Consider the following 19579-nt stretch of genomic DNA (forward strand, 5'->3'; position numbering starts at 1 on the left):
CTGTCTCAGCCTTCCTGTCGTCCTTGGAGGGTGGTGAGGCCGTGCTCGATGAAGACGGGGACCAGCTCGCCGATCCGGTCGAAGCCCGCGCCGACCGTCTGGCCGAGCGTGTAGCGGTAGTGGATGCCCTCCAGGATCACGGCGAGCTTGAACCAGGCGAACGCCGTGTACCAGGAGACCGCGGAGACGTCGCGCCCCGAGCGCGCGGCGTACCGCTCGATCAGCTCGGCGGCATCCGGGTGCCCGGCCGCGCCCGCCGTGGTGCTGATGGGGGAGTCGGGCAGCTGGAGCTTCGTGCTGTACATGGCGAGCAGCCCCAGGTCGGTGAGCGGATCGCCGAGCGTGGACATCTCCCAGTCGAGGATCGCCTTGATCTGGTCGTCGGCGCCGATCAGGACGTTGTCGAGGCGGTAGTCGCCGTGGACGACGGTGGCCGCGGGAGAGGCGGGCAGCTGCCGCCCCAGGGCCGCGTGCAGCTCGTCGATGCCCGCGAGGTCGCGGTTCCGCGAGGCGTCCAGCTGCTTGCCCCAGCGGCGCAGCTGCCGGTCGAGGAAGCCGTCCGGCCGCCCGAAGTCGCCGAGGCCGACCGCTTCGGGGTCCACGGAGTGCAGGTCGACGAGGGTGTCTACGAGCCCGAGGAGGGCGGCACGGGTGCGCTCGGCGCCCAGCGGGGCAAGCTCCTCGGCGGTGCGATAGGGCGTGCCGTCCACGAATTCCATGACGTAGAAGGGCGCACCGATCACGGCGTCGTCCTCGCAGAGCAGCAGTGGCGCCGGTACCGGCACGGCGGTCCCGTGCAGCGCGCTGATCACCCGGTGCTCGCGCTTCATGTCGTGCGCGGTCGCGAGCACGTGCCCGAGCGGGGGCCGCCGCACGACCCAGCGGGTCGCGCCGTCCGTCACGGCGTACGTGAGGTTCGACCTGCCGCCCTCGATCAGCCGGGCGGTGAGCGGTCCGCCCACGAGGCCGGGCCGCTCGCGGTCCAGGTGGCCGCGCAGCCGGTCGAGATCGAGGCCTGGCGGGTGGTCTGAGCTCATCTTCGCTCCTGATCGGACGGTCGTCGTCGAAATGCCGCGGTACGTCGCGCTGACGTTCATGATGCCGACCAGTCGGTATGTAGTCCAGAGCGCGGCGCGAACGTGATCAGGATCGCTGCCGCGCGGAAGCCCCCGAACACACCGATCCCCCGCCACAGACTGCCAGTTGGCGCCCGCGCGGGGGAAGTCGGCCGAGCCGGTGGGCCTATGCGGGCCTCCGTCGCCCTCTGTCACCCTCAGTGATCGTCCCAGTGCCCGTCGTGCGCCGCGTGCCGGTGGCCGTCGTGCACGTAGTCCACGTGGTCGCCGTGCAGGACCGAGGAGTGCCCGCAGCCGTCGCCGTGCCGGTGGTCGTGCCCCTCGTGGACCTGGTGGCTGCCGGGCTCGCACTCGTCGTAGTGCTCGGAGTGCAGGCGGTGCATGTGCCCGTCGTGCGCGTAGTCGACGTGGTCGCCGTGCGGCACCTCCGCGTGTCCGCAGGCCGGGCCGTGGACGTGCTCGTGTACGGGGTGTTCGTGGTGGAGCGTGGTCATGGCGCGTGCACCTTCTGTGGGAGGGGGGTGACCCTCTCAGGCTAGTACTCGATGCCCCTTTGATGGGGATATGGAAGCCTTGTTGATGTTTCCACCATGTACGACGGCCCCACAAGGGCGATCACACGAAGGCGATCCCAAGAAGGCGCTCCCATGAAGTCGACCCCATGAAGGCGATCAGCTACCGCCAGTACGGCGGACCCGAAGTCCTAGAGTTCGGCGATGTGCGCGACCCCAAGGTCGGACCCGACTCCGTCCTGGTGAAGGTCCGCGCCGCGTCGGTGAACCCCGTCGACCGGAAGTGCATGGGAGGCCACCTCGACGGCATCCTCGACCCCGTCTTCCCGGTGATCCCCGGCTGGGACGTCGCCGGCGTGGTGGTGCAGCCCGGCGCGTCCGTGCCCGAGTTCGCGGTGGGCGACGAGGTCATCGGCTACGTACGCGAGGACTTCCTCTCCCGCGGCACCTTCGCCGAGTACGTCGCGGCTCCCGTGCGCACCCTCGCCCGCAAGCCGCGCAACCTCACCTTCGCGGAGGCGTCCGGCCTGCCGCTGGCCGGGCTCACGGCCTACCAGGTGATCAACAAGACGCTCGCGGTGACGGAAGGCGATGTCGTCCTCGTGCACGCGGCGGCAGGCGGCGTCGGCTCGATCGCCGTCCAGCTGGCCCGGCACGCGGGAGCCCGTGTCATCGGCACGGCGAGCGAGCGCAACCACGACTTCCTGCGCGAGCTGGGAGCGGAACCGGTCACCTACGGGGACGGTCTCGCCGAGCGCGTACGGGCGCTGGCCCCGGAGGGCGTGGACGCGGCCTTCGACACAGTGGGCGGAGACACTCTCAAGGTGTCCGCCGAACTCCTCGCGCCCGGCGGCCGTCTCGCGTCGATCGCGGACGGCGCGGTGATCGGTCTGGGCGGCCACTACTGCTTCGTACGACCCGACGCCGACGACCTCAAGGAGCTGACGCGGCTCGCGGAGCAGGACGTCGTCACGGTCCACGTCTCCGAGACGTTCCCGCTGGAACGGGCCGCTGACGCCTACCGCCTGAACGCGGAGGGCCGCACGCGGGGCAAGATCGCGGTCACGGTGGACTGGACGGACTGAGCCCTCCGCGCGCCGGGCTCCGAGGGAGGCCGCTCAGAACACCATGGCCGCCGCGCACGCCGCGAGCGCCATCGTGCACAGCGCGGCCGTCGCCGCCGCCCGCACCGGAAGCGGGCGCGGCCTTCCGGTGGCGGCGAGAGCGGTCATCCTGCGGTGCGCCACGCCGAGGAAGCCGAGCCACAGGAACAGGCAGAGGGCGCAGGCGACGACGGTCAGCGCGCTCGTTCCCTCGTGCAGGGCCGCGCGTGCGGCGAGGACCGCGGCGACGGTGCAGGACAGGGTCGTACGCCGCCACGCGAGCCTCGTACGCTCCGGTTGCAGCCCGGGATCGCGGGCCGGGCTCTCGCCCTGGTCATGGTCCCGGTCCGTCACCCCTCCCACCCGAACAGCACGACGACGACCATGGCGAGCGCCACGACCGCGACGGCCACGCTCAGGAGCGTCGGGAAGCGCGACACGGGAAGATCCTCACCCCGCCGCATGGCCCGCTCGCAGCGCACCCAGTGGTTCACCGCCCGCAGCGAGCTCAGCACTCCCGCGGCCAGCAGCGCGAGCGCGAGCCCGATGCGCCACCCCCAGCGCAGGTCCGGCAGGAACTGGTCCACGGCGAAACCGCCGCCGATGAGGGCGAGCGCGGTGCGCAGCCAGGCGAGGAAGGTGCGCTCATTGGCGAGCGAGAAACGGTAGTCGGGGGTGTCGCCCTCCTCGCGGATCCGCTCGGGCGCGAACCACAGGCGCAGGCTCTGTACGAAATTGCTCACTCGGCGCACGCTACCTCGCGCGGAACTCCCGCAGCCGCTCGAAGGCGGCGAGCCCGTCCGGCACCCACTCCCACTCGCCGAGCCGGTCGTCCAGCTCGGCGTCGGTGAGGAAGGTGTGCCAGGCGACCTCCTCGACCTGCGGGTTCACGGGCAGGTCGCAGCGCACCTCGTAGAGGTACGACCACCAGCTGTGCCCCGCGCCGTCCTCGTACAGGAACTTGAACAGCGGTGTGGGGCGCGGGAGTTCCTCGACCCCGAGCTCCTCCTGGGCCTCGCGCAGGGCGGCATCGTCGTACGACTCACCGGCCCCCACCACACCTCCGACGAACATGTCGTACAGCGAGGGGAAGACCAGTTTGACCGGGGTGCGGCGGTGTACGAAGACGCGGCCCTCGGCGTCCCGCGCCAGAATGAACACGCAGCGGTGGCGCAGGCCCCGCGCGTACACCTCACCGCGCGGGGCTTCTCCGATGACCTCGTCGTGCTCGTCGACGATGGCCAGGATCTCTTCGCTGGGGTCGGGCACGGGCCGGCTGTTCGTCGTCATGCCGGCCATCCAACCGCACGGCCGAACTCACTGCCCCCTCACGTACTTCACTGCCCCATGACGTACTTCACGGTGGGTCCCGCGGTCCAGCCGCCGTCCACGGCGAGCTCGGCGCCCGTCACGTACGAGGCGGCGTCCGAGAGCAGGAAGACCATGGCGCCCGCGATCTCGTGCGGCTCGCCGACCCGGCCCATCGGGGTGTTGGGGTACTTGCCCTCGCCCTTCTCGATGCCGACCTGCGCGGTCATCGGGGTGTACGTCATGCCCGGGTGGACGGAGTTGACGCGGATGCGGGCGGTGCCGAGCTCCACGGCGCCGATCTTGGTGAGGCCGCGGACGCCCCACTTGGACGCGCCGTAACCGGCGGTGAGGGCGAGGCCCATGAGACCGGCGGCGGACGAGATGTTCACGATGGACCCGCCGCCGACCTCCTTCATCGCCGGGGTGACGGTCTTGATGCCGATGAAGACGCCGATGAGGTTGATGTCGAGCACCTTGCGGAAGTGCTCGACCGACTCCGACTCCAGGAACTGTCCGGTGGAGATACCGGCGTTGTTGACCAGGCCGTGGACCCCGCCGAATTCGGTGACCGCGAGCTCCACGACGCGCTGCCAGTCCTCCTCCGACGTCACGTCGTGGTGCGCGAAGCGGGCACGCTCGCCGAGCTCGGCGGCGGTGGCCTCACCCTCCTTGTCGAGCACGTCGGTGAGGACGACGTTCGCACCGGCGGCGACCGCCTGGCGCGCGGCCTCGGCGCCCAGGCCGCGGGCGGCGCCGGTGATGATCACGGTCTTGCCGGTGAGGTCGTGCGGGTTCGTGTCGGTCATGACGTGTCTCCAAGTGCGGGTAGAGGGGCGTGCAGGAAGGCCGCGGTGGTCTCCACCAGGTCGGCGGGGAAGAGGACCTCGTCGGTCAGGGGGGTGGTGCCCGCCAGGTACTGGCCGGCGCGGTCGGCCATGGCGGCGCCGACCAGGGTGAGGGCCAGGTCGAGGCGTTCGAGCCTGACCGGTTCGGGAAGCGCGGCGAGGCAGTCCTCCACGCGGCCGATGAGCTCCCAGTAGACGGTGCCGTCGATGGTGGGGTGCGGGGTGCGCGTGCGGACGCCGCTCTCGTGGCTCAGCTGGGCGGAGATACGCAGGCAGCGGCGGCCCCGCTCGGTGCGCAGTTCGCTGGCCTCGGCGGCCAGCAGGGCGGCGAGGAGTCCGCGGAGCCGATCCGCGGTCTCCGCGGTCTCCGCGGCCTCCGCGAGCTCGGCGGTGAGCACCTTCTCCGTGCGGGTCTGGCGCTCGGCCATCACCGTGTCCAGGAGGCCTGCGCGGCTGCCGAAGTGGTACTGCACGGCGGACGGGTTGCTCTGCCCCGCGAGCCGGACGATGTCCCGCAGCTGCGCGCCGTGCACGCCCTGCGCCGCGAAGATCTCCTCGGCGGCGCGGATCAGTTTCTCCCGGGTCTCCGGGCCTGAGGTCCTGGCCATGACGCCATAGTAATGCTGGCCATTATTAAAAGCGAGGCGCTGTTCCCCAGCCGGACGGTTGACGTCGTCCACTCCGCTGCCCAGGATCTGACTCACCAGTAACCCCCTGTCTAGGAGGAACCCCCGATGGCCTACGACGCAGACGTCATCGTGATCGGCGCTGGCCTCGCAGGCCTCGCGGCAACCGCCGAACTCGTGGACGCGGGCCGCCGCGTCATCCTCCTGGACCAGGAACCCGAGCAGTCCATCGGAGGCCAGGCCCACTGGTCCTTCGGCGGCCTCTTCTTCGTCGACTCCCCCGAGCAGCGCAGGCTCCGCATCAAGGACTCCCACGCCCTCGCCCTCCAGGACTGGATGGGCACGGCAGCCTTCGACCGCCCCGAGGACCACTGGCCGCGCAAATGGGCCGAGGCGTACGTCGACTTCGCAGCGGGCGAGAAGCGGTCCTGGCTACATGCGCAGGGGGTGCGGTTCTTCCCCGTGGTGGGGTGGGCCGAGCGTGGCGGCTATGACGCGCAGGGGCACGGCAACTCCGTGCCGCGCTTCCACATCACCTGGGGGACGGGCCCCGGCCTCGTCGAGCCCTTCGAGCGACGCGTCCGCGAAGGCGTCGCACGCGGCCTCGTCCAGCTCAAGTTCCGCCACCGCGTGTCCGGCCTCTCCCGCAGCGCGGGCAGCGTCGACACCGTCACCGGCGAAGTGCTCGAACCGTCCGACGCCGAGCGAGGCACGGCCAGCAGCCGCGAGGTCACGGGGTCCTTCGAGTACCGGGCGCAGGCCGTGATCGTCACCTCCGGCGGCATCGGCGGCAACCACGACCTCGTACGCGCCAACTGGCCCCAGCGGCTCGGCACTCCGCCCGAGCGGATGGTCTCGGGTGTGCCCGCGCACGTCGACGGGCGGATGCTCGGCATCACCGAGGACGCGGGCGCCCGCCTCATCAACCGCGACCGCATGTGGCACTACACCGAGGGCATCCAGAACTGGAACCCCATCTGGGACAACCACGGCATCCGCATCCTGCCGGGCCCGTCCTCGCTCTGGCTCGACGCGCGCGGCGACCGCCTGCCCGTGCCGCTCTTCCCGGGCTTCGACACCCTCGGCACGCTCGAACACATCATGAAGTCCGGGTACGAGTACACGTGGTTCGTGCTCAACCAGCGCATCATCGGCAAGGAGTTCACGCTCAGCGGCTCCGAGCAGAACCCCGACCTGACCGGCAAGTCCGTGCGCGGCGTCATCGACAGGGCGCGCGCCGATGTGCCCGCCCCGGTGAAGGCGTTCATGGACAACGGAGCCGACTTCGTCGTCGAGAAGGACCTGTCCTCCCTCGTGCGCGGCATGAACGCCCTCACCAAGGAGCCCCTCATCGACGAGGTGGCCCTGCGCCGCACGCTCCAGGCGCGCGACCGCGAGATCAGCAACCCCTTCACCAAGGACCTCCAGATCACGGCGATCCGCGGCGCCCGCAAGTTCCTCGGCGACCGGCTCATCCGGGCCGTCGCCCCGCACCGCATCCTCGACCCCAAAGCGGGCCCGCTGGTCGCGGTGCGGCTCAACATCCTCACTCGCAAGACCCTGGGCGGCCTGGAGACCGACCTGTCGTCACGCGTTCTCACCGAGGGCGGCGAGCCACTTCCCGGTGTGTACGCGGCCGGAGAGGCCGCCGGTTTCGGCGGCGGGGGAGTGCACGGCTACCGCTCGCTCGAAGGCACCTTCCTCGGCGGCTGCCTCTTCTCGGGGCGCGCCGCGGGCCGGGCGGCGGCCAAATCGGTGGGCTGATAAGTCCGTTGCGGGCGTGTGTCCTACGATTCGTGGTGTGATCGGTTCCGCTTGTCCCATGTAATCGGTTTCACTTGTCCTAATCGTGTCCTGGCGGGTAACTCCGCAGGTGGGGAGTGAAGTCTGCGGATTCTGAAACGAGTTGGTGAAGGCTCTGGGCGTAGGCGGACCTTGACTGGAGCGCTGCCTACCGGTTTGCTGTGCGTGATCATCCGTACGCGAGCCGCGCCGGGGAGGAAGTCCCGCGGTGTCACCACCCCCACCCCCCTTGGGTCGTTCCCGCAAGCGAGCGGCGCACACCTTCGACTCCGCGCTCGACGACGCCGAACTCGCCACCGCGCGCACCGCGTTGTCCCAGGGCCGCTGGACCGAGGTCCGCGCCCTGCTCGCCGACACCGGCGACGACTGGGACCGCAGGGGCCACCGGTTCGACGTACTCGCGCAGGAGCACACCACCACTGCCTGGGCCCGTGACTGGCGGCTCGCCGAGCCGGAGAGCACCGACGCCGCCGTGCTGCTCGCCTATGCCGCGGTGCACCTCGCGCTGCGCGGCAAGGGGCGCTCGGAGAAGGCACGCGACGCCTGCCGCGAAGTGGCGGCGCTCCGCCCGGCCGACCCCACGCCGTGGCTAGCCCTGCTCACCCTGGAGCGCTCGCTCGGCCACGAGGAGGACGTCGTACGCCTCTTCGACGAGGTCCGCCACCGGCACCCCGGCCACCACCACGCCCACCACCTGATGGTGGCGAGGCTCGCCGAGCGGCGCCCCGCCGCGGGCCAGGACCCGCTGCACGAGGTGTACGACTTCGCCGCGTGGGCGGCCGAACAGGCGCCCGCGGACTCGCCGTTGGCGGTCCTTCCCGTCGTCGCGCACGCCGAGCGCTACCGCGTCCTCGCCACCGCGGGCAGCGAACCCGCCGACCCGACGGCCTCCGGACACTGGACGGGGCGCCGGGCCCGCCAGGTCATGAAGGCCGCCTTCGACTGGTGGCTGGAGTGGGAGATGCCCGAAAGCAGGGCCTACGCGCGCTGCCGGGTCGACCTCAACTTCCTCGCCCACGCCAAGTTCTGCGAGGGCAGGGCCGCAGAGGCGGCCGCGCTCTTCCACCGCATCGGGCGCCACGCGACCCGAGCACCCTGGTCGTACCCGGACCGGGACCCGTACCAGGCGTTCACCGCCGCGCGCGACGCCGCGCTCGGCACCGCCTGACCTTCCGCACCAATCGGCCCTATCGAAAGGACAATCGCGCCATGGCTTCGGGCAGTTCGAGCAGCACGAGCGACACCAGACCCGCGAGCAACGCTGCCAAGGGCGCCGCCGACGACAGCGGGATCAGTACGTACAAGGGTCAGGAGACGGCACTGCGCGCCGGCCGGCTCGGCACGGCGGGACTCCTTCTTTCCGTGCTCGCGGCCACCGGACCCCTCATGGTCGTCGCGGGCGTCATGCCCACCACGTTCGGCGTCATGGGCGTGGTCGGACAGCCGCTCCTCTTCCTGATCCTCGGCGTGGTCCTCGGCCTCTTCAGCTTCGGCTACGCCGAGATGAGCCGCCACGTCCACAACGCGGGCGCGTTCTACGCCTACATATCGAGGGGCCTCGGCGGCACCGCGGGCGCGGGCGCCTCGCTGGTCGCGCTCGTCGCCTACAGCGTCCTCCAGGCGGGCCTCTACGGCCTCCTCGGCTTCGAGGTCTCCGGTCTGCTCAACACCTACTTCGACGTCGAAGTCGCCTGGTGGATCCCGGCCCTCGTCACCGTGGCGATCGTCGCCGTGCTCGCCTGGCTGAAGATCGACCTGAACGCGCGCGTGCTCGGAGTGCTGCTGCTCATCGAGGTGGCGCTCGTCGTCATCTTCGACATCGCGGCCATCGCGGACCCGGCCAAGGAAGGCCTGTCCCTGCACGCGTTCAACCCGGACACCCTCACGGGCGCGGGCGTCGCCACTTCGCTCTGCTTCTGCATCGCCGCCTTCACCGGCTTCGAACAGGCCCCCGTGTACGCGGAGGAGACCAGCCGCCCGCAGGTCGTCGTCGCTCGCGTGATGTTCTTCGCGGTCGGCTTCGTCGCGATCTTCTTCGCGATCAGCTCCTGGGCGCTCACGGTCGCCGCGGGCCCCTCCGGGATCGTCCCCGCGGCACAGGAACAGAGCGCGGGACTGCTCTTCGGGCTCACCGAGTCCCGGCTCGGCGGCACGTTCACCGACGTACTCCATGTCCTGTTCGTGACGGGCATGTTCGCGGCGATCCTGTCCTTCCACAACGTGGTCGCGCGGTACGCCTTCGCCATGGGCCGCGAGAGCCTGCTGCCCGCCGCGTTCGGCAGGACCAACACCTCGACGGGCGCCCCCGGCACCGGCTCCCTGCTCCAGACGGCGATCTCCGTCCTGATCGTGGTGGCCTTCGCGGTGACCGACGACGGCAAGTTCGGCGACCCCACCGCCCCGGTCCTGCACCTGTTCACCTGGGGCGGCAACATCGGCGCCCTCGGCGTCATCCTCCTGATGGCCACGGCGTCCGTCGCGGTCATCGTCTTCTTCGTACGCCGCGGTGCCGCGCGTGCCCAGGCCTGGCGCATCGCCGCGTCCGCCCTGGCCGCGGTCGGCCTGCTCGTCATCGCGGGCTACACCGTCAAGGACTTCGACGTCCTCGTCGGCGCGGGCCCCGACTCGGCGCTCAGCTGGGTGCTTCCCGGGATCATCCTGCTCGCCGCCGTGATCGGCGTGGTCTACGGCGTGGTCCTGCGCTCGGCCAGGCCGGAGGCACACGCACGGATCGGCCTGGGCAACGAGGCGTTCCAGCTGGAGAAGGCGGCCGAGGAGCCGGCCGGTCAGGTATGACGAAACGCTGACGGACAGTCGCGGCCCCTGTACCCCGGGGGCCGCGGGTGCTCGAATCGAAGGGTGACAACTCCCCTTCCGCGTCAGTCAGAAGAGGACGGCGGCGGTGCGCCGGTCGGCCGCCGCCTCGTCCTCGGCATGATCGGCCTCGGCGTCGTGGGCGTGGCCGCCGCGCCACCGCTCCAGCGGGGCCTGGAATCATTCCTGGGCGCCGCGTCCGACAAGGACCCCACGGGCCTGACGGACCTGCTCCCCAACGGCGGCGGCTTCCGCTACTACTCCGTGGCCGCGTCCGTCCCGCATCGGAGCGAGTCGACGTACCGCCTGAAGATCGACGGCCTGGTGGACCGCCCGAGCACCTACACGCTGGCCGAACTGCGTGCCCTGCCGCAGACGCGGCTGGTGCGGGACGTCCAGTGCGTGACGGGCTGGCGAGTGCCTCAGACACCCTTCGAAGGCGTGCGTCTCTCCCGCATCCTGGACGCGTCAGGGGTACGCTCCACCGCCCGCGCGGTCCGCTTCACGTGCTTCGACGGGACGTACAGCGAGAGCCTGACGCTGCGTCAGGCGCGGCGGGCGGATGTCCTCGTGGCCCTGCGGATGCAGGACAAGGACCTGGGCCACAGCCACGGCGGCCCGGCCCGCCTCTACGCCGCCCCGATGTACTTCTACAAGTCGGCGAAGTGGCTCTCCGGGATCACGCTCACGGACGAGGTGGAGCCGGGCTACTGGGAACGGCGGGGATACGACGTCGACGCGTGGGTGGGTGATTCGAATGGCAGGGACGACGAGCCCACGACCTGAGGTCGCGCGTTTCACCCTCACCCAGCGGTGGGTGCATCGCCTGACGGCGCTTCTGATGGGTGTGTGCGTGGCGACGGCGGGGTGCCTGTACCTCCCGTTCCTGGCCGAACTGGTCGGACGCCGCGAGCTGGTGGTCAGGGTTCACGAGTGGTCGGGCCTGCTGCTCCCGGCCCCTTTCCTGGCGGGCCTCGCCTCCCGCGCGTTCCGCGGCGACCTGCGGCTCCTGAACCGCTTCGGCCCGTACGACAAGGCCTGGCTGCGGCGCCGCACCCGGCGGGCGGGAAAGTTCAACGCGGGCCAGAAGCTGTACGCCGGCTGGATCGGCGGGGCGGTCCTGGTGATGCTGGGCACGGGCCTGCTGATGTGGTTCACGCACCTGGCCCCACTGGCATGGCGCACGGGAAGCACGTTCGTCCACGACTGGCTGGCCCTGGCACTCGGCGTGGTGCTCGCCGGACACGTGGGGATGGCGTGGGCGGATCCAGAGGCGAGGCGGGGAATGCGGACCGGGTCGGTGGACCCGGGGTGGGCGGAACGGGAGCATCCGCTGTGGCTTTCAGCCCGTCCGGCGATTGAGGACGAACTCGGCGGAGCCGGTGATCTGCCGAACCAGGAGCCCGGCGGAGCCGGAAGGTTGGGGAAGGGGCGGGATCGGGGAAATGGATCCCGCCCTGACCCCGGCTAAATCACCAGCGAGAGCAGCAGGACAAGCCCACCCGCGACCACAGAGATGATCGTCTCCATGACCGACCAGGTCTTGATCGTCTGCCCCACGCTCAGCCCGAAGTACTCCTTCACCAGCCAGAACCCCGCATCGTTCACATGCGAGAAGAAGAGCGACCCCGCCCCGATGGCCAGCACGAGCAGCGCGGTGTGCGTGTCGGTCATCCCCGCGGCCAGTGGAGCCACAAGCCCCGCGGCCGAGATGGTGGCCACCGTCGCGGACCCCGTGGCGAGGCGGATCACCACGGCGATCAGCCACGCCAGAAGCAGCGCCGGGATCGACCAGTCCTTGGAAATGTCCAGGACCATCTGACCGACACCCGAGTCGATGAGGGTCTGCTTGAAGCCGCCACCCGCACCGACGATCATCAGCACACCGGCGATCGGCGCGAGCGACTTCTCGACGGTGGTCGAAAGACGGTCCTTGGTGAAGCCGGCCGCACGGCCAAGGGTGAACATGCCCACGATGACCGCCGCGAGCAGCGCGATCAGCGGCGACCCGATGACGTCGAAGACCCGCTGGACCGTGTGCTCGGGGTTGTCGACGATGATGTCGACCAGGGCCTTGGCCAGCATCATCACCACGGGAAGCAGCACGGTCGCGATCGTCACGCCGAAGCCGGGACGCTTCTCCAGGTCCTCCGAAGGACGCTGCGGCATCATCTTCTCGGGGGCGGGGACATCCACCCACCGCGCCGCGTACTTCGAGAAGACGGGACCGGCGATGATCACCGTCGGGATGGCGACGAGCACGCCGAGGGCGAGGGTGATGCCCAGGTTGGCGTCCACCGCGTCGATCGCGACCAGCGGACCGGGGTGCGGCGGAATCAGACCGTGCATCACGGACAGACCGGCGAGCGCCGGGATGCCGATCCGCATCAGCGAGTAGTTGCCGCGCTTGGCGACCATCAGGACGACCGGGATCAGCAGCACGATGCCGACCTCGAAGAAGAGCGGGAGCCCGATCACCGAGGCGATGAGGACCATCGCCCAGGGCATCCCGCGCCCGCCCGCCTTGGCCAGGATCGTGTCGACGATCTGGTCCGCGCCGCCGGAGTCGGCGAGCAGTTTGCCGAGGATCGCGCCGAGGGCGATCAGCACACCCACGCCCGCGACCGTGGAGCCGAGGCCCATGGTGAAGCTGGCGATCGCCTTGTCGAGCGGAGCACCCGCGAAGGCGCCGAGGGCGAGTGACCCGATGGTCAGGGCCAGGAACGCGTGCAGCTTGAACTTCGTGATGAGCAGGACGATGACGGCGATGCCCGCGAGGACGGCGATACCCAGCTGGGCATGGCCAGCGGAGGTGATCGGCTCGACGGCGTCCGCTGCCAGCATCTCAACGCTGAGACTGGTCACGGTGTCTTCCTTGTACGTCAGGGGAGGGGGGTGCGGGGGACGGGGTGAACGGTGCTACTTGCCGAGCGCGCCCAATGCCTTGAAGGCCCGCTCGCTGATCTCTTCCGGACCGCCGGTGACGTCGACCGCCACGCCCGCCTCGTCCGCGCCGAGCGGCTGAAGCGTGGCGAACTGCGAGTCGAGCAGGGCCGTCGGCATGAAGTGGCCCTCCCGGTGGGACATCCGGTCCTCGATGAGGGCCCGGTCTCCGGTGAGGTGTACGAAGACGAGGCCGGGGGCCTCGGCCCGCAGCCGGTCGCGATAGCTGCGCTTCAGCGCCGAGCTGCTGACCACACCGCCGACCCCGGCCCTGCCGTGGGCCCAGGAGCCGATGGCATCGAGCCACGGCCAGCGGTCTTCGTCGGTCAGCGGGGTCCCGGCCGACATCTTGGCGATGTTCGCCGGGGGGTGGAAGTCGTCGCCCTCGGCGTAGGGAACGCCGAGCTGTGCCGCGAGCAGGGGACCGATCGTTGTCTTGCCGGTTCCTGCCACGCCCATCACTACGACGACGTGGGGGGTGCTCATCGCTGTCCTGCCTTGCTGTCTTCATCGACATCGGTCCGAAACGAGCCACGGGCCGGGGGAGACCCATGGCTCGTTCACGTCACTGAAACCCATTAGGTCAGACAAATTCAAGAGTCTGTGACACAAAAGTCTGACTTTTTGTTCCCGAGGGTCCCCACATACCCTGACGTCATGACCGCACAGGCCCGTGGGCTGCACGCTCGCGTACTGGAAAGCCTCGGGCCCGCCATCACCGGAGGCGAGTACCCGCCGGGCAGCGTGTTGCGCACCGACGAGCTGGCCCAGCGCTTCGAGGTGTCACGCTCCGTCGTACGGGAAGCGGTGCGGGTCCTCGAGTCGATGCACCTCGTCGAGTCCCGGCGCCGGGTCGGCGTGACCGTACTGCCCACCGAACAGTGGAACGTCTACGATCCGCAGGTCATCCGGTGGCGTCTCGCAGGCGCCGACCGGCCGCGCCAGCTGCGCTCCCTCACGGTCCTGCGCTCGGCGATCGAACCGGCCGCCGCGGGGCTCGCCGCCCAGCACGCCACGCCCGAGCAGTGCGCGGCCCTCACCGAGTGCGCCCTCGGCATGGTCGCCACCTCGCGGGGGCAGCAGCTGGAGGGCTACCTCTTCCACGACATCAACTTCCACCGCATCGTCCTGAACGCGTCGGGCAACGAGATGTTCGCCCGCCTCGGCGACGTCGTGGCCGAGGTTCTCTCGGGCCGCACCCATCACCAGGTGATGTTCGAGGACCCGGATCCGGCGGCGGTCACGTTGCACGTGCGGCTTGCGGAGGCGGTGCGCGAAGGGGACGCTGTCCGCGCGGAGGCGCTTACGCGGGAGATCGCCGTGGGGGCGCTGCACGAGCTGGACATTCTTGCCCCGTAGCGGATTCCTCCCTTCCGGGGCTTCGGTGTCTGTCCGCGGGTGCGTCGTGGCTGGTCGCGCCGTTCCCCGCGCCCCTTCGGGGCGCTCCCTTCCGCGTCCGCTCGTCAGGGACAATGGTCCGCATGTCCCGACGTGCCACCCGCCCCCAGACCAGCTGCCCCTGCGGGCACCCCGAGCCGTACGAGAAGTGCTGCGGCCGACTGCACCGGGGTGAGGCCGTGGCCGTTGCGCCCGAGGAGTTGATGCGCTCCCGCTACTGCGCCTTCGCCGTCAAGGACGAGGCCTACCTCCTGCGCACCTGGCACCCCGGGACCCGGCCGCCCCGCGTCGAGTTCGACCCGGGCCTGCGGTGGACCGGCCTGGAGATCCTCGACACGGCGGACGGCACCGCGTTCCACACCACCGGCACGGTCGAGTTCCGGGCCCGCTACACCGATGGGGGCCGCAAGGAGGCCCTGCACGAGCGGAGCCGTTTCGAGCGGCTCGACGGGGCCTGGGTGTACGTCGACGGAGCCTTCATCGACTGACCGCGGTCCGGGATCGGCCATCCGCACGCCCCGCTCCTGGGGTTGCTGTGCGAGGAGACCCCCAGAGGGACGACCGGACGATCACCCGCGCCGCGCCCCACGGCCACCTCAGGCCGCCGACGGGCCCAAATGCCGCCGCCCGCCCGCCAGTTCGATGCTCAGGCCGCGCCCCATACATAGGCGGGAACCCGCGCTGCGGCTGTCCCGTGCCGCCAGTAGCGTCCTAGGCCCTGTCGTCAGACAGGCCCTAGGCCCTGTCGTCACACAGGGGCCAGCCCCCCGCCCCGTACGCCTGCGTGCGAAGGAAGCGCCTGATGGCCGACACCGGACAGGACGAGCAGACCTACGAGCGATACATGGGCGGCAGCCCCGAGGCTGAGCGGCGCCTCTTCGAGCGCCTGGCCCGCGAAATAATGAAGGTCCAGGACAAGAACCGGCGCAGCAGCGGCGCCGGTTCCCTCGCGCGCACCCAGCACGCGAAATCCGCGCTCGGGGTGGAGAACGCCCGCCTCGCCTTCCACGACGACATTCCCGAGGCCCTGCGGAGTGGGTTCGCTCAGCCCGGCGCCGAGTATCCGGCGACCGTGCGGCTCTCGAATGCGAGCGGCACCCGGCAGCCCGACGCCGTGGCCGATCTGCGCGGCGTGGCCGTGCGCGTGACCGTGTCGGCCGAGGAGAGCCACGACCTGCTGGCCACCAACTTCCCGGTGTCGCACGCCCGTGACGCCCGTGAGTTCGTCGCCTTCGCCAAGGCCATGGCGGGCGCGAACAGCCCGGTACAGAAGGCCTTCGGCCTCCTGGTGAAGCTGCCGCTCGCCGTCGGGCTCTCCACCGCGACCCGGATGCGGCGCAACATCCAGGCGGCGACCCGGCACACGGTCAACAGCCTTGCCAGGGAGACCTATTGGAGTCGTGGCGCCATCCTGTGGGGCGAGGCGGGCCCGGTCCGCTACCTTCTGCGCCCCGTCGTGGGCAGCGCCCCCGAGCCCAAGCCCGAGCGCCGCGACCCCGGCTTCCTGCACCGCGAACTCGCGCACCGTCTCGTGACGTCGGACGTCGCCTTCGACCTGTGCGTCCAGCGGTACGTGGACGAGAAGCGCACGCCCATCGAGGACGGCTCCGTGGAGTGGAAGGACGCCATCACGCCCGCGGTGCCCATCGCACGTCTCACCGTGCCACGCCAGGACCTGGCCACCGTAGAGGCGCAGGCAGCCGCCGGGCGGGTCGAGGAGCTCGCCTTCAACCCCTGGTACACGACCGACGACTTCCGCCCCCTCGGCAATCTCAACCGCGCCCGCAAGTCCGCGTACGAGGCGAGCGCCGCCCACCGCCAGGGGCTGCGCTTCACCACCGAGGAGCCACTGCGCAACCGGGTGCTCGGCATCCCCGTGGGCGGGTTCTTCCGCGCGCTCAACCGCTATGTGCCGTGGTACAGGCTGCCGATGGAGGCGAGCCTGCTGAACCTGGTCTTCCTGCGCAAGGCCCTGCGGCGCCTCAACCTCATCGACACCGATGTCCACGAGGCACCGCCGAAGGCCGCCCCCGTGCCGGCCCCGGCCGACGAGCGGCTGCGCACGTCCCGGTCGTACGACGGCACGTACAACGACCTCTCCGCGCCGTCCATGGGAGCCGTCGGCGCGGCCTTCGGCCGCAACCTGAAGCCGGACTACCGGCCCGACCTCTTCGACACCCCGAACCCGGTCACCGTCAGCCGTACGCTCCTCCAGCGCGACACCTTCGTACCGGCGACCTCGCTCAACATCCTGGCCGCCGCCTGGATCCAGTTCCAGGTCCACGACTGGGTCAACCACCGCCGCCACCCCCTCGGCGGCAAGTCCGTCGAGGTCCCGCTGCCGCCCGGCAGCAGCTGGCACAACACCCCCGGCGGGCCGCCCGAGAACGTGATGCGCTTCGCCGAGAACGAGGGCATCCAGCTGCCGGCCGACCAGCCCCCGATCCTCTTCGCCAACTCCGCCTCCCACTGGTGGGACGGCTCCGAGGTGTACGGCGCTGACGAGCGGACCGCGAAGTTCCTGCGCGAGCCCGACGGCAGCGCCAACCTCCGCCTGGAGGAGGGCTACCTGCCCGTCGGCCAGAACGGCATCCCGCTCACCGGCTTCAACGAGAGCTGGTGGCTCGGCCTCAGTGCGATGCACACCCTCTTCGCCCGCGAGCACAACGCGGTCTGCGCGGCACTGCGCTCCGAGTACCCCGCCATGAGCGAGGACAGCGTCTACCACACGGCACGACTGGTCGTCTCCGCCCTCATCGCCAAGATCCACACAGTGGAGTGGACCCCGGCGATCCTCGCCACCGAGGCGATCGACATCGGCCTGCACACCAACTGGGAGGGCCCGCCGGCCAACTGGCTCAACAAGCTGGGGCTGTGGCTCCTGGAGTCCCACTCGCTGACCGGCATCCCCAAGACCCTCCCCGACCACCACGCGGCGCCCTACTCCCTCACCGAGGACTTCGTCACCGTCTACCGGATGCACCCGCTGATCCCCGACGACTACGAGATGCGCGAACACCGCTTCGGGCAGCGCCTGGAGAGCCTCGGCTTCCTCGACATCCAGGGCGGCGCGGCGGAGGCCGCCATCCGCAAGACGGGACTTGCCGACACCCTCTACTCGTTCGGCATCGCCCACCCCGGCGCGATCACCCTGAACAACTTCCCGCGCGCGCTGCAGCGCTTCGAGCGCGACGGCGAGATCATCGACCTGTCGGTCGTCGACCTCGTCCGCACCCGCAGGCGGGGCGTGCCGCGCTACAACGACTTCCGCGCGGGCCTGCACAAGCCGCGCATCAGGCGCTTCGAGGACCTGAGTCAGGACCCCGAGACCGTCGCGCGCCTCAAGGACGTCTACGACTCGGTCGACGAGATCGACACGGTGGTCGGCCTGTTCGCCGAGAATCCGCCGACCGGCTTCGGCTTCAGCGACACCGCCTTCCGCATCTTCATCCTGATGGCCACGCGACGCCTGCAGAGCGACCGCTTCCTGACCGTCGACTACCGCCCCGAGATCTACACGCCGCTGGGCATCGAGTGGGTGGAGAAGAGCGGCATGAAGTCCGTGATCCAGCGGCACGCCCCGGACCTCGCGGGCCTGCTGCCGCGCGACGCGAGCGCCTTCGCGCCATGGCGGCAGGTGCCGCCGACGCGCGACGGAGGCAGCGATGCCGCCGAGTGAGGAAGGGCCCGACAGCCGGGCGAACGGCCACCACCCGGGCCTCGCCGACCTCTTCGTACGCCCTCTCCTGGAGACGGTCTGGCGCCGCCGCACCCACCGGGTGAGCCGCGGCGCCAACGTCCCGGCCGGTTCGATGAGTTACGTCTCCAAGGACACCCCACAGCCGCTGACCGACCTGGAGGAAGCGGTCCTGATCTCCCTCACCGGCTGCACCGGGCTCACGATGCCGGACCGCCCCTTCGAGGACCCGCGCGACGGCAAGCCGATCATGGCGAAGCCGAACCTGACGATGGCGGGGCGTACGGCAGGGAGTCCCGACAACGCGCAGGGCACGCACTTCTTCCTGATCAACGACACGGGGACGTACTACCTGCGGAAACTGCCCCCGGCGCCGCGGGAACCCTTCGACGCCGTGACCCTGACCGCCCGTGCGGGGGAGGCCAAGGTCAAGGTCCTCGACCACCGCCTCGACGTGGCGGAGGGCCTGCGGGACTTCCCCGCCTACCTGGACTCGAACCGCTTCCTGTCCAACCTGCCGGGTACGACGGTCCTGTTCCCGGTGGTGGACCTGTCCCACCAGTACATCAACGCCCTGATGTACCTGCTCACCCAGCCGGACGGGGCGCGGCCGACCCTGGTGGACGACCGCAACTTCTACCGCCCGGCGGGCGTCAAGAAATGGATCAAGAACGGCTTCCTGAACGGGGACCTGAAGCTGCCGCTGGGGGCGCTCGGCCCCCTCCGCACCCAGATAGAAGCGGACCTGCTCCTCCAGAACCTGATGCTGGTGGCGGAGGCGATGGGCCTCGGCGCCTGGATCCACGCCTCCATCAACCCCCAGATAGCCCTGGGCGACCCCAAGTTCTCCCGCGTCTACGGAAAGATGCTCGGCTTCACCTTCGTCACGCCGCGCTGGCGCCTCGCCGACGTGTGGCGCTGGCACATCCCGCTCCCCAAGTACGCGACGGTCCGCTCGCACCCGGTGGGCCTCAGGGCGCCCGACGGCGAGCAGCTGATCTCCGCCACCTGTCCGCCCGCGTTCGCGTCGATGTCGGACGCGGTGGATGCGGTGATCCGCGACAAGTTCGGCCCCGGGGGCACGTACGGCGACAAGGACGTGTTCGCGCGCATCTACAAGGACGACTACGGACAGCGGTACCTGGCGGAGGCGAGCGAGTACGACGAGCGGGTCGTCGAGTGCGCCCGCGACATCTGCGCGTACATCCTCCGGACGCACCGCCGCTTCCCCGCGCACACGGACGCGATCCACGTCCCCGGAGTCTGGCTCCAGGCCCACCACGTGGAGACGCGTTACTACGAGAGGTTCTTCACGAACGGTCTGACGGGACCGCACCGGCGGCACGGCGGCTTGTGGGACAGCGACGTGAATCAGCCATGATCCAGTCGGTGCCGACGCGCCTGGCTGAAGATCACCTACTGCTCCCGGCCAGTGACCCACCGGGTTGATC

The 19579-nt window shown here is 70.4% G+C and carries 18 protein-coding genes and 1 pseudogene; 10 read left to right on the plus strand and 9 right to left on the minus strand.

What is annotated here, in order from left to right; genetic code table 11:
• Window positions 1-5: 5 nt before the first annotated feature.
• Both ACGFSB_RS11820 and ACGFSB_RS11825 read right to left on the minus strand, forming a co-directional pair.
• Entirely contained in the window at window positions 6-1037 is a 1032-nt protein-coding gene (locus tag ACGFSB_RS11820) for a phosphotransferase family protein (protein WP_393397329.1), read from the minus strand.
• 236 nt (window positions 1038-1273) lie between these two features.
• Complete coding sequence (locus tag ACGFSB_RS11825; protein ID WP_393397332.1) at window positions 1274-1570, minus strand: hypothetical protein; 297 nt, start codon at window positions 1568-1570, stop codon at window positions 1274-1276.
• Between the two features lie 167 nt (window positions 1571-1737).
• Between ACGFSB_RS11825 and ACGFSB_RS11830 the strand changes: the two genes are divergently transcribed.
• Window positions 1738-2673 (plus strand): NADP-dependent oxidoreductase, encoded by a 936-nt coding sequence (locus tag ACGFSB_RS11830; RefSeq protein WP_393397335.1) that lies wholly within the window; start codon window positions 1738-1740, stop codon window positions 2671-2673.
• 33 nt (window positions 2674-2706) lie between these two features.
• On the opposite strand, the gene ACGFSB_RS11835 is transcribed toward ACGFSB_RS11830, so the two are convergent.
• Genes ACGFSB_RS11835 through ACGFSB_RS11855 form a run of 5 tightly spaced genes read right to left on the minus strand, consistent with a single transcriptional unit; the run spans window position 2707 to window position 5455 of the window.
• Entirely contained in the window at window positions 2707-3054 is a 348-nt protein-coding gene (locus ACGFSB_RS11835; protein WP_393397338.1) for a DUF202 domain-containing protein, read from the minus strand.
• Window positions 3042-3434 carry a YidH family protein gene (locus tag ACGFSB_RS11840; protein ID WP_393397341.1) on the minus strand — a complete coding sequence of 131 codons (393 nt, stop codon included), beginning with the start codon at window positions 3432-3434 and terminating at the stop codon, window positions 3042-3044. Before ACGFSB_RS11840 ends, ACGFSB_RS11835 begins: the two co-directional genes overlap by 13 nt.
• A gap of 10 nt (window positions 3435-3444) precedes the next feature.
• Window positions 3445-3981, minus strand: coding sequence for an NUDIX hydrolase (locus ACGFSB_RS11845; protein ID WP_393397344.1), 537 nt, complete (start codon window positions 3979-3981; stop codon window positions 3445-3447).
• 47 nt (window positions 3982-4028) lie between these two features.
• The gene (locus ACGFSB_RS11850) at window positions 4029-4808 is read right to left on the minus strand and encodes a glucose 1-dehydrogenase (RefSeq protein WP_393397347.1); all 780 of its coding nucleotides are present in this window, start codon (window positions 4806-4808) and stop codon (window positions 4029-4031) included.
• On the minus strand, window positions 4805-5455 hold the full coding sequence (locus tag ACGFSB_RS11855) for a TetR family transcriptional regulator (protein ID WP_393397350.1): 651 nt from the start codon (window positions 5453-5455) through the stop codon (window positions 4805-4807). Before ACGFSB_RS11855 ends, ACGFSB_RS11850 begins: the two co-directional genes overlap by 4 nt.
• Before the next feature lie 126 nt (window positions 5456-5581).
• On the opposite strand from ACGFSB_RS11855, the gene ACGFSB_RS11860 reads away from it, so the two are divergent.
• From ACGFSB_RS11860 to ACGFSB_RS11880, 5 genes and pseudogenes are all read left to right on the plus strand, one after another.
• Window positions 5582-7237 (plus strand): FAD-binding dehydrogenase, encoded by a 1656-nt coding sequence (locus tag ACGFSB_RS11860; protein ID WP_393397358.1) that lies wholly within the window; start codon window positions 5582-5584, stop codon window positions 7235-7237.
• Between the two features lie 247 nt (window positions 7238-7484).
• Window positions 7485-8444 (plus strand): hypothetical protein, encoded by a 960-nt coding sequence (locus ACGFSB_RS11865; RefSeq protein WP_393397361.1) that lies wholly within the window; start codon window positions 7485-7487, stop codon window positions 8442-8444.
• Window positions 8445-8485: 41 nt separating this feature from the next.
• Window positions 8486-10072, plus strand: coding sequence for an APC family permease (locus tag ACGFSB_RS11870; protein WP_393397364.1), 1587 nt, complete (start codon window positions 8486-8488; stop codon window positions 10070-10072).
• Between the two features lie 138 nt (window positions 10073-10210).
• Window positions 10211-10876 carry a molybdopterin-dependent oxidoreductase gene (locus tag ACGFSB_RS11875; protein ID WP_393398058.1) on the plus strand — a complete coding sequence of 222 codons (666 nt, stop codon included), beginning with the start codon at window positions 10211-10213 and terminating at the stop codon, window positions 10874-10876.
• Window positions 10848-11429, plus strand: a pseudogene (locus ACGFSB_RS11880) (cytochrome b/b6 domain-containing protein); the annotation flags it as partial. The gene ACGFSB_RS11875 and the pseudogene ACGFSB_RS11880, both read left to right, overlap by 29 nt.
• Window positions 11430-11557: 128 nt before the next feature.
• On the opposite strand, the gene ACGFSB_RS11885 reads toward ACGFSB_RS11880, so the two are convergent.
• Together ACGFSB_RS11885 and ACGFSB_RS11890 are read right to left on the minus strand one after the other, a co-directional pair.
• Complete coding sequence (locus ACGFSB_RS11885) at window positions 11558-12955, minus strand: gluconate:H+ symporter (RefSeq protein WP_393397367.1); 1398 nt, start codon at window positions 12953-12955, stop codon at window positions 11558-11560.
• A gap of 54 nt (window positions 12956-13009) precedes the next feature.
• The gene (locus ACGFSB_RS11890) at window positions 13010-13519 is read right to left on the minus strand and encodes a gluconokinase (protein ID WP_393397370.1); all 510 of its coding nucleotides are present in this window, start codon (window positions 13517-13519) and stop codon (window positions 13010-13012) included.
• A 171-nt stretch (window positions 13520-13690) separates the two neighbouring features.
• Between ACGFSB_RS11890 and ACGFSB_RS11895 the strand changes: the two genes are divergently transcribed.
• The 4 genes from ACGFSB_RS11895 (at window position 13691) to ACGFSB_RS11910 (ending at window position 19509) form a co-directional block, all read left to right on the plus strand.
• Complete coding sequence (locus tag ACGFSB_RS11895) at window positions 13691-14392, plus strand: FadR/GntR family transcriptional regulator (protein WP_393397373.1); 702 nt, start codon at window positions 13691-13693, stop codon at window positions 14390-14392.
• A gap of 122 nt (window positions 14393-14514) precedes the next feature.
• Complete coding sequence (locus tag ACGFSB_RS11900; RefSeq protein ID WP_393397376.1) at window positions 14515-14919, plus strand: YchJ family protein; 405 nt, start codon at window positions 14515-14517, stop codon at window positions 14917-14919.
• Window positions 14920-15233: 314 nt separating this feature from the next.
• Complete coding sequence (locus ACGFSB_RS11905) at window positions 15234-18110, plus strand: peroxidase family protein (RefSeq protein WP_393397379.1); 2877 nt, start codon at window positions 15234-15236, stop codon at window positions 18108-18110.
• A complete protein-coding gene (locus ACGFSB_RS11910) occupies window positions 18097-19509 on the plus strand; it encodes a hypothetical protein (protein WP_393397382.1) in 1413 nt (470 codons plus the stop codon). Before ACGFSB_RS11905 ends, ACGFSB_RS11910 begins: the two co-directional genes overlap by 14 nt.
• The last annotated feature ends 70 nt before the right edge of the window (window positions 19510-19579 follow it).

It is taken from the genome of Streptomyces sp. NPDC048441, assembly GCF_043200235.1.
In the GTDB taxonomy this organism is placed as follows: domain Bacteria; phylum Actinomycetota; class Actinomycetes; order Streptomycetales; family Streptomycetaceae; genus Streptomyces.